Consider the following 15,023-nt stretch of genomic DNA (forward strand, 5'->3'; position numbering starts at 1 on the left):
TATCTTTACGGCATGACAGAAGTGAAGCCTGGCAAAAAAATCTACTTTCTTTCCGATTTTCATTTAGGCGCCCCTGATTACGAAGCCAGCCTGGTGAGGGAAAAAAAGATTGTTGCCTTCCTGGATACTATTAAACAAGACGCTCAGGAGATTTTTATAGTAGGTGATATGTTCGACTTTTGGTACGAATACCGCCAGGTGGTACCAAAAGGTTATGTACGCCTGCTGGGTAAACTGGCAGAACTAACCGACTCCGGCATTGCTATTCACTTTTTTCTGGGTAACCACGATATGTGGATGAGTGGCTACTTTGAAAGGGAGCTGCATATACCCGTATACGACGCCCCACGGATATTTGAGCGCAACGGCAAATCGTTTTACATAGCCCACGGCGACGGTTTAGGGCCGGGCGATCATGGTTATAAGTTTTTGAAAAAAGTATTCCGTAACCCTGTTTGCCAGTGGCTATTCGGACAGTTACACCCTACCTGGGGTATTGGGCTGGCCAATTACTTTAGCCGGAAAAGCCGGGCTAAAACCGGTAATGCAGATGCTGTTTTTCTGGGTGAGGATAATGAGTGGCTGATTATTTACGCCAAAGAAGTACTTACCAAACAGCATTACGACTTTTTTGTATTTGGACACCGCCATTATCCGCTGGACCTGCCCCTGGGTAATAACAGCCGCTATGTGAATCTGGGTGACTGGATTACTAACTTTACATATGCCTGTTTTGACGGCACTGATATGCATTTAAAGACTTGTGAAGCCTGATTGTATGAAAGAGCTTTTATTAAAAACCGTATTTGGCAACACCATTGAAAACTACCTGATTGTAGCTATTTCCATAGCTGTAGCACTGCTGGTAAAACGCTTTGTATCTAAATACCTGGCTATCCTGCTGTTCAAGATTTTTAACAGAGCGGGCAGAACCTTTCACAAAGCACAATTTCTGCAATTAATTGTAGGCCCACTGGAGTGGTTTCTTGCGTTGTTTATGATAGTGATAGCGCTGGATAAACTGCACCTGCCCTTTTTTCTGGACTTTAAGATTTACCGGGTAGAAAGCCGGGATATTATTGAAGCCATTGCTAATGCTACGCTGATTATTCTGTTCATACGTCTGTGTATACGCGTAGTACAGTTCTTTGGCGCTATACTGGAAGAAAAAGCACGCGAGTCGCAGGCACAATCAGACAGTCAGCTGGTGGTGTTTTTTAAAGACTTCTTCCGGGTAATTCTGATTATTGTAGGTGGTATGCTGATACTCCGTTTCTCCTTTCATTACAACATCAGCAACCTGTTAACAGGTTTGAGTATTGTGGGTGCTGCCATTGCACTGGCCACCAAAGAAAGCCTGGAAAACCTGATTGCCTCATTCATTATCTTCTTTGACAAACCTTTTACCACCGGAGATACTGTTAAGGTAAATGGCTTTACGGGTGCTGTTGAAAAGATAGGATTGCGCAGCACACGTATACGCACAGATCAGAAAACCTTTATTACCGTACCGAACAAGCAAATGGTGGATACCATTTTAGACAATATTACCCTGCGCAGCCAGCGCAAGGTAGAACTGCGTTTGGAAGTGGGCCTGTCTGCCACTGTGCCACAATTGCAGGCCCTTATAGCCGCCATTAAAGAAACACTGAAACACGATGATGTGTTAAGCGCTACTGTATTTTTAAGTGATACCGGTAAAAGTGCGCATGTGATTACGGTGGATTACTTTACTTCTATGCACCAGACAAACGATGAGTTTAACGCCTTTCGGGAGCAGATAAATTTTAAAGTCATCACCCTGCTGGAGCAAAAAGAAACTGCACTGGCAGCAGCCAGTGCAGATGTAGTTATTCACCAGGCGCCTCAGCCCTGACCTGATTAGTTATTGTTATTGCGCCAGTAAGCTTGCTTTAAACTCCAGCAGGAAGTTGCGCACTCTGGTAAGAGATTGTACCAATTGGGTATTGGTATCGGCCTTCTTTCTGTTGGTTTTCAGGTATTCCTTAGCGCCTTCAATAGTAAACTTTCTCTGGCGGAGCAGGTAGTAAATTACCTGTAGGTTCTTCACATCTTCCGGCCTGAATAACCTGTCGCCCTTGCGGTTTTTACGTGGTTTGAGAATGGTAAACTCATTCTCCCAAAAGCGCAGCAGTGAAGGGTTTACGTTGAACCAGCCAGCAACCACACTGATGGGATAATATTGTTTCAGAAACAACACATCATCTTCCGGAACCTGTAGCAGTTCTATGCCTGCATCTATCTCCCGTAGCGATTTACGGCCTCTTTTCTGCTTGCCGGGTATTTCTCTTTTACCAGGCTTTTCTTCCGCAGTACGGGCTACGTAAATGTCTTCATCCGCTATTACATCAGGGTATTCATCCTGCTCTTCCGGGGCTGACTGGAACAGCGACTGTTCAGAGAACACTGCCAGCTGTTCTGTTTCAACAGACGCAATGGTTTCATTTTCATCTTCTGTAATGGCTGCTAATTGTGGTGCCAGCGCTACCTCTTCCTCTGGTATTATCAGTTCCTCTTCTTCCTCCTCAATTACCTCCTGTGCTATAGCGGCAGGCTCATATTCTTCTTCCACTTCTTCTTCGTGCAAGCGTTCATCCTGCGTCTCTTGCGCTGCAAGGGCTTCGTAAGTTTCCTCTTCTGATGTAACTTCTTGTTGTTCTTCCGGCAACCATGCCTCTTCCACGGGGCTTTCTTCTTCCTCTATAATGAGGATTTCATCATCCCCGGCAACCTCTTCATAAGTATCTTCTAACTCTGTAAGAACATTTTCTTCGTCTATTGCCTCTTCATCTGTTTCTTCTTCCCAAACTTCCGTTTCCTCGCCATACACATCCTCCTCGTGAATATCTTCCTCTGAGGAGTTCAGTTCTGATACAATTTCACCCGTCTCTTCTATGCCAGATATGGTTTCTGCCGATTCCTCTTCCTCCGTAATCTCAACTCCCTCCTCGGCTTCTTCTTCTATCTCAGCCGCTTCTTCATAAATCTCCTCTGTCAGTATAGCCTCTTCCAGTATCACTTCTTCATATTCCTCTTCCCACTCTTCTGTTTCACTTTGCTCTTTATATTCTTCACCAACCTCTGATACATCCAGCTCTGCAACAATCTCCCCAACCTCTTCTATGTCAGATTCGGTTTCTTCCAACTCTTCTGCAACTTCCGCTTCTTCTTCGGGAGCTGCTTCCAATTCACTTTCTACCTCATAAACCTCTTCGTCTGTTAGTTCATTCTCCTCTTCTGGTGTTTCTTTATATTCCTCTTCAACTTCCGAATGCTGTGTATAGCTATCATCCTTATACTCCGATTCTTCTGGAGTATTCAGTTCTGATATAATCTCTTCTATGTCAGATTCGACTTCTTCCAGCCCTTCTGCAACTTCTGCTGCTTCTTCGGGAGCTGCTTCCAATTCACTTTCTTCCTCGTAAACCTCTTCCTCTGTTAATTCATTCTGCTTTTCCGCTGCCTCCTCATATTCCTCCTGAACTTTCCACGCTTCTGTATGGTTATCATCTTCAGCCTCTGCTTCTTCAGAAGGATTCTGCTCTGGTATAATCGCTTCAACTTCTTCTGTAGCCTCTTCTATAGCAGGTTCTTCAAGCGCTTCTTCTTCAAAAAGTTCAGCCTGAATATCCCACTCATCAGCCGTTTCTTCTTCCCATTGCTCGTGTTGCGCTTCTTCTACTTGTTCCTCCTGACCGGCCTCTTCGTATATTTCTTCTTCTTGTTCTTCGGCATGCCCGTACTCCTGATACGCTTCCTCTTCGTAAACCTCTGTTTCGTCCGTTAACTCCGCAGCTGTTGTTTCTTCTTCCTCAACAACAGCCTCGTCTTTAACTATCATCACTTCAGCAGATGATTCTTCTGCAACAATATCTTCCTCTATTTCCTCTTCTATAAAAACAGCAGTCTCTTCCCAATCACTCTTTCCGGAAATAAACTGGTATTCTTCTACTTCAAAAGCTTCCAGTTCAGCGGCTTCCTGCTCTGCTTCTGCTTCTATCGCCTCTGCAACAGTCTGCTCAATAATTCCGCTTTGTGGTTCAGCTTCTTCTGAGGCATCCACAACCAGCTGCTCTGGTTCTATCACTTCCGGATGTGCCAGAATGGGTTGCTCGTGCTGTACTGCTTCGGCTTGTGGATGTTCATTTTCTTCCGTTGCCTCTACGCCAAAATCCATCACAATCTGCTCCAGGATGATCTCTTCGCGCACAGCAGTTTTTTCATTAACTGGTATTGCTTCCACAGGTTCCCTTTCTTCAGTTACCACAGGTTCTGCAGTAATCTCTTCAGCAATAACCTCATTCACCTCCACATTATCTGCTGTATCAGCTACGGAAGGCGCTATGGTATCAATGTCGGCAGCCGTTTCGGCTTCCGGTTGTATTACTTCTACAACTGCTTCTGCTGCTATTTCTGCAACAGGCTCTTCCTCTTCCACCTCTATCGTGATAACAGAAGGCTTAACCAGTAATGGTTTGAATGAATATGTTCTTTTTTCTTCCTGGGCAATGGTTTCTTCAATAGCTACAGCTTCTCCGCCCCCACCCGCGAATTCTGTTTCCAGCACCTCTTCTACGGCAGAAGGTGGTTCTGGTTGTACAGCTGCTGGTTCCATTACCTGCTCCTGCACTGCCAGCTCTTGTGCCGGCTGTTGCTTCATGCTCTCTTCTTCAGGGGCTTCTGCTGTTACCGGTTCCTGCAATACAACAGGCTTTTCAACAGATTCCTGTATTGGAGTTTCAGCCAAAACGTTTTCGGTTGCAACAATAGCATCCGCAACAATGTCCTCTGCCGGCGCTGGTGTAGCTTCAGCAATCTGTTGGTTTAACGGTGCTATGTTTTCCCCAGCCATTGCGGCTTGTACTGTTTCTACATCTGTTGCACTATCAGAAGATGAGGAAACGATAGCAGCTTCGTCTGCAAAAAAGGGAAGCGCCAGGTTCACGAATTCGCGAACGGGCGGCTCATTGTTTTCGATCTGTGCGGGTTGCACAGATTCCTGTACAGGTGTAGTGGCAACTTCCTGCCCACGAAATACCGGTAACGGCGATTCCATTATGGGGCTGGTTGCCTGTATATCTTCAGCCGGTAACGACTCCTGGTTATCGGACCTGAGTTTAATTTTTACCCCGATTTTATTGTCAGAAAAAACGAGGGGCGTTGCATCATGCGGCAACATGGCAGCATCTTCAGGCTGTCCGTTCATCTCCAACGGCTCCGGCTCGGCTCCCAGACCAAATAACTCTAATTGTCGCATAATGTAAAATTAAACCATCGCTATGCTGTGGTAAAGGCGTTATACACATTGTGGATAATATGTAAGTATCTTATGAACGCCGTATGTTTGTAAAAAGTATGTAACATGAGTCAATCTGGTGTTATTTGTGTCTGCGGAGCAGGCACCATGGGCAGCGGTATAGCGCAGCTTGCCGCCCGCGCAGGTTACAGAACCATACAGTTTGATATGCAGGAAACCATGTTGCAGAAAAGCCGCAACGCCATTGAAACTGCGCTGAACAGGCTTACAGAAAAAGGCAGCCTTTCCGCAGCGGAAGCCGCATCCACGCTGGATCGCATCACCTTTACCAGTAATCAGCAGCATTGCCAGGCAGACATCATTATTGAGGCTATTGTAGAAGAGCTTTCCGCAAAGGCAATACTTTTTCAGCAACTGAGCGCCCTTAATACCCCCACCACTATTTTCGCCACCAATACTTCTTCCATTTCCATAAACACGCTGGCGCAGCATATTCCGCATCCGGAAAGGCTTGCGGGTATGCACTTTTTCAATCCCGCACCGGTAATGAAACTGGTGGAGGTGGTAAAAGGCAGGCAAACAAATGCCCATGTAACAGAGCGTTTGGTACAACTGGCGGAAGAGATGGGTAAAACAGCGGTGGAGTGTACAGATTCTCCAGGTTTTATTGTTAACCGTGTAGCAAGGCCTTACTACCTGGAAGCAATGCGCGCCGCAGAACGGTATGGTGCGGAACCGGCAGATATAGATGCCTTGCTGGAAGCAACCGGTTTTAAAATGGGGCCTTTTAAACTGATGGATCTGATTGGGATGGACGTGAACTTTGCTGTTAGCCAGCTGGTATGGGAAGCACTGGATAAACCTGAAAGATTACAGCCCAGTAGCCTGCAGCAGCAAAAGGTAACAGCAGGAGAACTGGGTAGGAAAACGGGAAAAGGCTTTTATCAATACCTTTAGCACTATTATTACTACTTTATGATACTTGTAACGGGCGCCACCGGTCTTGTAGGATCACACCTTATTCAACATTTAATACAAAAACAGCAACCGGTCAGAGCCACTTACCGTACTGCCATTCCTTCTTTTGCAGGGGCAGAAAAAGTAGAATGGGTACGGGCAGATATACTTGATATCATAAGTTTGGGCGAGGCTTTGGTTAATGTAACACAGGTATATCATTGCGCCGCCATTGTATCCTTCCACCCTTCACAAAAATTACTACTGCACCAAACCAATATAGAAGGCACAGCCAATATAGTAAATGCCTGTTTGCTGGCAGGTATAGACAAGCTGGTATTTGTAAGCTCAGTAGCAGCATTGGGCCGTATACGCAAAGAGGAAACCATTAACGAAACCATGTACTGGACGCCGGAAACCAGTAATAGCGAGTACGGCAAAAGCAAATACCTGGCAGAAATGGAAGTGTGGCGCGGCATAGGAGAGGGATTGAACGCAGTAATAGTAAACCCGGTGATTATTCTTGGCGCGGGTGACTGGGAAAAAGGCTCTTCAGAATTATTTAAAAGCGCTTACAAAGAATTTCCGTGGTATACAGAAGGCGTTACCGGATTTGTAGATGTAGCAGATGTGGTAAAAGCTATGGAACAACTGATGAACAGCGATATTTCCGGACAACGCTTTATACTCAGTGCTGAAAACATTACCTACCGTCAGCTATTTACTACTATCGCTTCCTGCTTTGGCAAAAAACCTCCGCACAGACTTGTAACACCATTGATTGCCGCTATTGTATGGCGCCTGGAGGCTGTGAAAGGTTTTTTTTCAGGAAAAGCACCGATGCTTACCAAAGAAACCGCTGCCACTGCGCAGGCTAAAGTATATTTTGATAATACCAAGCTATTGAAATTCCTTCCCGGCTTTTCTTACACACCGCTGCCAGAATCTATAGGAAGAATATGTAACGAGTTGAGAAAAAAATATACCTTTAAGTAGAAACCAATCTACTGAAAAAGCTGACTGTTATACTACTGGCAACCCTTATTCTTCTGCCGCCTGCCGCCCGGCATATAGCTTATGCGCAATGTAAGCTGTACAGTGCTTTATACAACAGCAGCAATTCCTGTGATTGTGAAAAAATAAAACCATCCGTTGCCAGCGCCGGTGAGGGAACACTTTCGCATCAGCAAATTATTACCAAAGGGGGATGGGAATACCTCTCTCATCCGTTTGGCATTAACGTAGTATCCCTTTCTTCCATAAAAACATCTTACCCGCTCACAAACACAGCTTTTTATTGTCAGAATTTCCGGCAGCGGATATTTCAGCCTCCACGTATGTAGTACCGCTTTTTCGCCTGTAACAGCTACCGCCCGGTAATGGTCGTTTGTAATAACAGCCAGGGGATGTGTTATGCTTGTTACGCACTGTTATTTATCCATCACTTACACAACCATTTCAGCTATGTATTTTAAAAATATACTGGCAGTGGCTGTAGCATGTATAGCTATGGCCTGCCACCGCCATTCCACTCTTCACAAAACTGCGTATGTTAATACAGTAACTACTTCCGGCACAGGCTCACCTGTGTTGCTGGGGCACTGCTCTCCCAGCATGTTACAAATTCCACCATTTCAAACCTGGTACGACACCATGTATGCCAGCTACCAGACTGATGCCGCCACTATACAACAGTTACAGCCCCGGCTGAGTAACAGAACGGTAGAAGTATTTCTGGGTACATGGTGTGGCGACAGTCGCAGAGAAGTACCAAGGCTGATAAAAGTGTTGCAGGAAGCACATTTTGATACCAGCCACCTGACGCTCATTTTTACGGGAAACGAACCAGACCTCTATAAACAAAGTCCACAGCATGAAGAGCGGGGCAGGTTTATCCATCGTGTACCTACCATAATTGTGTATAACAACGGAAAAGAAGAAGGCCGGATAGTGGAAACACCGGTAACAAGCCTGGAGAAAGATTTGCTCGCTATTGTGTCCGGAGTGGATTATACACCTAAATACATTGCCGCCCGTTACTGGCAACAGCAGGTAAAAGCAAAAGACAAGCTTATGGGTGCCGGACAGTTACAACAAACCGCCACCGCACTAAAGCCGTTGTGCAAAAGTGCAGGCGAACTGAATGGGCTTGGATATGTATTAATGGGACAAAAGAAATATTCCGAAGCCATTAATGTGCTTGCTGTGAACACCCTGCTTTATCCGGAAAACTACAACACGTATGATAGTCTGGCTGAAGCGTATGCAAAAGCGGGTGACGTGGAAAATGCACGAAGCTATTACCGCAAAGCGCTGGAACTGAACCCTAAGGCTACGCATGCAGCAGAACAGCTGGCAGTTTTGCAATAGGTGTTGCTCTTAAATGTCAAGGGTTCACATAAGAACTGTGAACCCTTGATTATTGTTATGCTTATTTGCTTTTCAGCTTTTCCCAGATTTCAGGAATACGCTTAATCCAAACCAGCTCTCTTTTTTTAATGCCGGCCTCTTCCGCCGGATAACCGAAATACACTTTGCCACCGGGCAGCGAAGAAGGTACACCACTTTGCGCCAGCACCACGGCATTGGCACCAATGGTAAGCGTTTTACTTACGCCCACCTGCCCCCATAAAGTAACTCCATCTTCAATTACAGTACCTCCCGCAATACCCACCTGTGCAGCAAACAAACAGTTTTTACCTACTACAGTATCGTGCCCTATATGCACCATGTTATCCAGTTTGGTTCCACGCCCTATACGGGTAGTAGCCGTAACACCCCTGTCGATGGTGCAGCCGGCACCAATTTCTGCATCGTCTTCAATTACCACGTTACCACAACTCTGCATACGTTTATACCATACATCGCGGTTCTTTTTGGTATTGTAGTAAAAAGCATCACTGCCAATTACGGTTCCGGCCTGTATTACCACGTTATTACCTATTTCTGTGTAGTCCATAATGGTTACGTTGGGGTAAATAACGCAGTTGCTACCTATGGTAACATGGTTTCCGATAAACACATTGGGCATAATAACCGTGTTTTCCCCTTTTACCAGGGAAGAACTGATGGTTTCTGTTGATGAAACAAAAGGACGGAAGTGGTTTACAATGGTAAGATAAGCTTCGAAAGGCTGCTCTGTAACCAGCAAGGTTTTTCCTTCCGGCACCTGTACCTCTGATGTGTTGATGATGATATGTGTAGCTGCACTGTTAATACAGGTATTGTAATACTTTGGATGATCTACAAATGCAAGATCACCTTCTTCTACCTGGTGCAGTTCATTTATACCATACACCTTTGCTTCTGCATTGCCTGTTACTGTCGCTCCAATGATGTCTGCGATATATTGAACCGTTACCGGAGAGGGAAACTTCATAAATGCATCTTATTTAGGCGCCAAAGGTAGGAATAGGCATGCTGCTTACGGAAAATTTAATGTTTCATTTGTGCAGAGAGCTACCGTGATTTTTCACGCCGGCTGCATCGCAGTTTTCTTCATTCGTTTTACAATGCCTTGCGTAACCACATCTTCTGTAATGCAATGTTTATGCATGTTTCAGCGATTGCGTTTTCTTCTGTTTTTCTATGCACGCTACTCCTTATATTCGCACAACTACATATCAAACCCCTCTTCCCTTAACACAATTCACAGATTCTACAAAAAATGTGAATAAAATTTCCGTCGTTTTTTTTTGTGTTAGAAAAAACTCTTTTTAATATTGTGTCGGGAATACAAGTTCCCGTACTTACTAACCCATCCATATATTAATCCCGCTTCTGCGGGATTTTTTATTTCTATGACTTACTACTTCGCAATTTATAAACCGTACCTGGTGCTATCGCAGTTTTCAACACAGGATAGAAACAAGCAAACATTGAAAGATTACTTTGATGTTCCCTCTGATGTATATCCTGTAGGACGTCTGGATTATGATAGTGAAGGACTGTTGTTGCTCACTAACGATACGCGTTTGAATCACCGGCTGCTGCATCCTTCCTTTGCACATGAAAGAGAATACTGGGTGCAGGTAGATGGCGCTGTTGGTTCTGATGCCATACAACAACTGGCAAAAGGTGTAGTAATTACACCAGACGGTAAGCCTTACCATACCAAACCCTGCCGTGTACAATTGTTATCACCCGATCCGCAGGTGCCGGACCGTACACCACCTATCCGGTTTAGAAAAGAAATACCTGCTCCCTGGCTGCAAATGATATTAACGGAAGGAAAAAACCGGCAGGTAAGACGCATGACTGCCGCTGTAGGATTTCCTACACTCCGTTTAATACGTCAGCGTATGGAAGATCTTACATTAGGATCGCTGCAGCCGGGTGAGATGATAAGCCTGAACAGGAAAACCATACTTAAAAAACTGTTCCATGAATAGCTACTACCACGCATCGCAAGCTCCCTATCTTATCAGCACAGATACCGCCTTGCTGAATCTGACGGTAATTCACCAATATCTCGCTACACAATCATACTGGGCAATGAACATTCCGGTAACTGTAGTGGAGACTGCTATAGCCAACTCGCTGTGTTTTGGCTTGTACAAAGAGCAAACGCAAATTGGATTTGCCCGGCTTATTACTGACAAAGCAACGTTTGCCTATCTGGCAGATGTATTTGTGTTACCGGAACATCGTGGAAAAGGATTGGCAAAATGGATGATGCAGGTAATACATGCACATCCGGAATTACAGGGTTTGCGCGGGTGGTTACTTACTACTACCGATTCACATGAGCTGTATAAACAATTTGGCTGGCAGGTGCATCAGCATCCTGAAAAAGTAATGCGGCTGAGCAATCCCAATCCATATCCTGAAAGCAGATAAACGGTTACATATACACACATTTTGTACTGCCATTGCGCCTTTAATTACCGGCTTTTTTTGTAGGTTTTCTCGCCAAAAAAATCTATATTAGAGTAGTATTACGTACCTACAGTTGAGTTATTCCCATTCGATCCTTTGTCCTCTTAAAAAGCCGCATGTAAACCTATGAAGATTTTTAAACTAAACTGTATGCCCTATGGACTCGAAAAGTGGAGCATTCGACATTATGAATTACCGCGAAACAATTGCGGCGTTAGACCAGGCCATCTTTTATGTATATGATGATCTGGGCAATAAACAACCCATTGGCCTTATCAGCCATTTTAGTTTTGCAGAAAACGGCCATCTTTATTTCTGCACTTCCCGTTTACCATTAACTGCTGCCAACTGGCATTCATTTGATGCAGAGCTGCAGTTTCACAAAAAAGGATTAACTACGCATGTAGTGCTTTCCGGAGTAGCCATTATTGAAGATCCTGCCACACGTTTCATTTGTTTCCGCGCAACAGATGCATTTGTACAGGGAGACGTGGAAAAGGCTGTAAAGCCATCTTATCTGATGAAGCAGTGGGCTTTTATAAGGGGATTGCTTGGTCAGCAACAGGCTGCATCCTTCTAAACAATGCAGCCCTGATTTTATCTGCCTATTGCATTTTTCTGTAGTTGTAGAATTGTATACCCTTATTGCCTTGTACGGTAAGGGTATCTGTAACGGCACTACCTGCCGATATGGCAACCTTATTCTCGCCTGCCTGTAAAGGAATCCGCACGTAATAAATTTTAGCGGGCAGTGACTGCCAGTTGCGGGTATCAGCTTTTTCCACCAGCAGGTTTACAGCCTGTAATACATCGCCCGCTGTTTGATTTTTATCTTTCAACTGCTTTTCTGCAATCTTTTTAACCAACAGCCGGCTTAAACCCAGCGATATTTCTTTAAGGGCACGCTCACTTAAAGTATGTGTTGCCACAAAATTGATATCCTGTACAGCATTTACCGCAGGCGCTATATTTCCGTTTACAGACACAGAAAAATTTGCAGGTGCAATGGGCCTTACTACGTAAGAGGGCATAGCCAGACGGAACACATTAAAGTCGCTTACTGATAAATTACTGGCATCTACTCCTACAGAAAAGTCCAGCGGAACAGTAATGGCTCTGTTGTTATTGGTAAAGAAGAAGCCGACATCGTTTTTGATAAGCGTGAAATAATAGTCGTCCTGCTTTTTATAAGGAGCCAGTCCGTATTCCAGAAACAGCACCAGTTCTCCGCCTGCGGTTGCAGAAACAGGTTTATAAGTTCTGCCCAGTTTCTGTTCGTAAAAATGCAGTTCATCTGTAAAACCCATCTGCGCAGCGGTACGTAAAAGATCATCAGCCAGCTGCGATGGCAGGGAAACACCATAGTAAGCACTGCCGGGCTGCTTCAGATACAAGTCTGCGGCGTTACGATAGGAGATAAAAGCGTTGTTGATATCATGGTCGCTTTCGTATAAAAGGCCCTGCATAATTAATGCAAAGGCATCCTGACTGTAGCGGCTGCTTTTATCATTAAACTTATCCCGCTGTTCGTTATTGGTTAGGGTAATGCGGCGCGCTTCCACCAGCGCATCATCCTGCCTGCCCAGGTAATAGTAGTTGAGTGCTTTGTAATAATGTACCAGAAAGTGTTCAAAGTCTTCGCCGCGGTAGGTTTGCATCATGGGGTTGGTAATTGTTCCCACAGCTACATCCCACACACTGCCTTTATTGTTCTCGTTAAATGCATCAGCCAGGTTAAAATACACATTACTGGTATCGTACTGATGCAGTAAATGCGATACATACCCTTTTTCCATGTAGTACAGCAGCCTGTTACGTCTGGCCTGAATCAGCTTGTTTCTGTCCAGCAGCTTCTCTGCCTGCGTATAGTTATACTGCTGCAGATCGTTATAATAAGGCTGTGCCCTTTCATGATAGGTGGCACATGAAAACAAAACAGGCATCAATAGCCATGCTATCCATGCCTGCCTGAACTTAAACATACTCTCCCGGTTGGATGATAAAAAATTTACGGCGTGCAGGCAATCCTAGTTCTTAACGTACTTGGCAATTTTCTTATCGCCAATCCAAACCACTTCGTTGGTTTGCAGGTTGGTCAGTTCCAGGTTTACCTGATACTGTACGGTTTTCTGACGCTTGTGGGCATCTACAATAGAATTGATGCTACCCTGGAGAATATAATCAGCCCCGGATTCCAGTCCGAATTTTTTCATGGTAGAAACAGAAGCATTGGTTTGCTGGTCGGCACGTTCTGCACGTAGCTCTTCTCTTTTTTTACCGCTTTGTACCAGTGTTACTTTACCGCCATTTACAAAAGCTCTTTCCAGATCTTTCATAAAAGTTTCGGCTTCAATATGCTCATGGCTTTTGTTGGTAACCATACCTACAATTACCACTGGTTTTTTACCAGCCTTTTGTGTATGCTCAGGAATCCAGGCACGGGTTAAGGCATCAGAAATCATTTCATCTGCTACCATACGGCTGTCGGTACCATTCCACGATCCGCTGATGTCTTTTGCTTCGGTAGGCTCAATACGGGTTACTTTACGGGAGCAGGACGAAAAGGTTATGCCGCCTGCAATTGCCAGCACACATGCGGCTGCCAGAAGTCTTTTATTCATCTTGTTTGTTTAATTGAAGAAGGGTATTCGGTTTCAGGTAACAGTAACTACCAGCCAAACCACCAGTTACCGGTACGGTAACCTACACGGGGTATTAACATAGAACCATAGTTGCCCCACTGGTTCCAATTATTGTAACCGTAGTTGTAAGAAGGATAATAGCTGTTTTCTGCCCGCGTCATACGAAGATTGTATCTTCTGTCGCGACGCTGCTGTCTGCGTTCCAGCCTGGCCTGATAAAAATCATAAGCCTTATAGCTCTGATCGATAGTGGTATTGGAATATACCAGCAGGGAATCTTTAATACCCATGTATTTATTCTGGCTCTGCAGATAATTGGGGTTCTGATCGGGCGCGGTAACTGCCTGAGCGTTTACCCAGGTAATGCCTGCAAAAAAAAGTGCCAGAAGCGTGTATAACTTTTTCATAACAGTAATTAATTGCTTACCAAAAATAGACATAATACACACAAACTACTGTTAATGAGGGGTAAAAAAGGACAAACGGTAATAAGCAAAAATCCCGCAATGCCTTACACATTGCGGGATTCCGTTGTATATTGTACAAAACGCGGAAAATATTGTCGATTTAGCTCCAGGAAGCCAATACAGTTACGCCGCCCTTTACTTTCTGGTTCAGCGAAACGTTTATTTTGGTTCCAACGGGCAATAATACATCTACCCGGCTACCAAACTTAATAAAGCCCATTTCTTCGTTCTGCTTTACGGTCTGGCCTGCAGAAAGATAATTACAGATACGTTTTGCCAGCGCGCCGGCAATCTGTTTTACCAGGATAATACCTTTATCGTTTTCCAATACCACACTGTGGCGTTCGTTTTCGGTAGAGGACTTGGGATGCCATGCTACCAGGTATTTACCAGGATGGTACTGACTGTATTTAACAGTACCACTCATAGCATTGCGGTTTACGTGAACGTTAGCAGGACTCATGAAAATGCTTACCTGTATACGTCTGTCTTTAAAATACTCCACATCAGTAATCTCTTCAATTACCACCACTTTACCATCTGCCGGGCAAATGATCTGATTGTCGCTTACGGTAAGTGTACGGGCAGGAATTCTGAAAAAGGAGATGATAAATAAAACCAGAAAAAGGGTTACAACAAAAATGAGAGTAGCCAGCCAGGGCAGTACTGCACTTAAAAAAGTAAAGGATATAACATTGATAACGCCGAAAATCAGCGCAGCAATTCCTATTGACTTATATCCTTCTCTGTGAATGGTCATGCTAAAAATTTGAACGGCAAAGATATGGTTTGTAGCAGCAT

14 protein-coding genes are annotated in these 15,023 nt (G+C 44.6%); 8 read left to right on the top strand and 6 right to left on the bottom strand.

Annotation, left to right across the window (positions count from 1 at the left end):
* Positions 1–12 precede the first annotated feature (12 nt).
* Positions 13–774: a UDP-2,3-diacylglucosamine diphosphatase gene (locus IEY13_RS26985; RefSeq protein ID WP_188958357.1), complete on the top strand. Its 762-nt coding sequence runs from the start codon at positions 13–15 to the stop codon at positions 772–774.
* A 4-nt stretch (positions 775–778) separates the two neighbouring features.
* A complete protein-coding gene (locus tag IEY13_RS26990) occupies positions 779–1,876 on the top strand; it encodes a mechanosensitive ion channel family protein (protein ID WP_188958359.1) in 1,098 nt (365 codons plus the stop codon).
* A 15-nt stretch (positions 1,877–1,891) separates the two neighbouring features.
* Here IEY13_RS26990 and IEY13_RS30240 read toward each other — a convergent pair whose 3' ends face one another.
* On the bottom strand, positions 1,892–5,278 hold the full coding sequence (locus IEY13_RS30240; protein ID WP_229688037.1) for a MerR family transcriptional regulator: 3,387 nt from the start codon (positions 5,276–5,278) through the stop codon (positions 1,892–1,894).
* Between the two features lie 105 nt (positions 5,279–5,383).
* Between IEY13_RS30240 and IEY13_RS27000 the strand changes: the two genes are divergently transcribed.
* The 3 genes from IEY13_RS27000 to IEY13_RS27010 all read left to right on the top strand — a co-directional run bounded on the left by IEY13_RS27000 (position 5,384) and on the right by IEY13_RS27010 (position 8,605).
* On the top strand, positions 5,384–6,235 hold the full coding sequence (locus IEY13_RS27000; protein ID WP_188958361.1) for a 3-hydroxyacyl-CoA dehydrogenase family protein: 852 nt from the start codon (positions 5,384–5,386) through the stop codon (positions 6,233–6,235).
* A gap of 18 nt (positions 6,236–6,253) precedes the next feature.
* Positions 6,254–7,231 (top strand): NAD-dependent epimerase/dehydratase family protein, encoded by a 978-nt coding sequence (locus IEY13_RS27005; protein ID WP_188958363.1) that lies wholly within the window; start codon positions 6,254–6,256, stop codon positions 7,229–7,231.
* Between the two features lie 468 nt (positions 7,232–7,699).
* Positions 7,700–8,605 carry a TlpA family protein disulfide reductase gene (locus tag IEY13_RS27010; protein WP_188958365.1) on the top strand — a complete coding sequence of 302 codons (906 nt, stop codon included), beginning with the start codon at positions 7,700–7,702 and terminating at the stop codon, positions 8,603–8,605.
* A gap of 61 nt (positions 8,606–8,666) precedes the next feature.
* On the opposite strand, the gene IEY13_RS27015 is transcribed toward IEY13_RS27010, so the two are convergent.
* Entirely contained in the window at positions 8,667–9,614 is a 948-nt protein-coding gene (locus tag IEY13_RS27015) for a UDP-3-O-(3-hydroxymyristoyl)glucosamine N-acyltransferase (protein WP_188958368.1), read from the bottom strand.
* 421 nt (positions 9,615–10,035) lie between these two features.
* On the opposite strand from IEY13_RS27015, the gene IEY13_RS27020 reads away from it, so the two are divergent.
* The 3 genes from IEY13_RS27020 to IEY13_RS27030 all read left to right on the top strand — a co-directional run bounded on the left by IEY13_RS27020 (position 10,036) and on the right by IEY13_RS27030 (position 11,693).
* On the top strand, positions 10,036–10,626 hold the full coding sequence (locus IEY13_RS27020) for a pseudouridine synthase (protein WP_188958370.1): 591 nt from the start codon (positions 10,036–10,038) through the stop codon (positions 10,624–10,626).
* Complete coding sequence (locus tag IEY13_RS27025) at positions 10,619–11,074, top strand: GNAT family N-acetyltransferase (RefSeq protein WP_188958372.1); 456 nt, start codon at positions 10,619–10,621, stop codon at positions 11,072–11,074. The genes IEY13_RS27020 and IEY13_RS27025 overlap by 8 nt, the downstream gene beginning before the upstream one ends.
* A gap of 196 nt (positions 11,075–11,270) precedes the next feature.
* Complete coding sequence (locus IEY13_RS27030) at positions 11,271–11,693, top strand: hypothetical protein (RefSeq protein WP_188958374.1); 423 nt, start codon at positions 11,271–11,273, stop codon at positions 11,691–11,693.
* A gap of 25 nt (positions 11,694–11,718) precedes the next feature.
* Here the strand turns inward: IEY13_RS27030 and IEY13_RS27035 are convergent, their stop codons facing one another.
* The 4 genes from IEY13_RS27035 to IEY13_RS27050 all read right to left on the bottom strand — a co-directional run bounded on the left by IEY13_RS27035 (position 11,719) and on the right by IEY13_RS27050 (position 14,982).
* The gene (locus IEY13_RS27035) at positions 11,719–13,095 is read right to left on the bottom strand and encodes a COG3014 family protein (protein WP_188958376.1); all 1,377 of its coding nucleotides are present in this window, start codon (positions 13,093–13,095) and stop codon (positions 11,719–11,721) included.
* Positions 13,096–13,140: 45 nt separating this feature from the next.
* On the bottom strand, positions 13,141–13,734 hold the full coding sequence (locus tag IEY13_RS27040; RefSeq protein ID WP_188958378.1) for a penicillin-binding protein activator LpoB: 594 nt from the start codon (positions 13,732–13,734) through the stop codon (positions 13,141–13,143).
* A gap of 47 nt (positions 13,735–13,781) precedes the next feature.
* A complete protein-coding gene (locus IEY13_RS27045) occupies positions 13,782–14,162 on the bottom strand; it encodes a hypothetical protein (protein ID WP_188958380.1) in 381 nt (126 codons plus the stop codon).
* Between the two features lie 160 nt (positions 14,163–14,322).
* Positions 14,323–14,982, bottom strand: a complete 660-nt coding sequence (locus IEY13_RS27050; protein ID WP_188958382.1) for a phosphatidylserine decarboxylase family protein — start codon at positions 14,980–14,982, stop codon at positions 14,323–14,325.
* Positions 14,983–15,023: the final 41 nt, after the last annotated feature.

It is taken from the genome of Filimonas zeae, assembly GCF_014641615.1.
Lineage (GTDB): Bacteria > Bacteroidota > Bacteroidia > Chitinophagales > Chitinophagaceae > Filimonas > Filimonas zeae.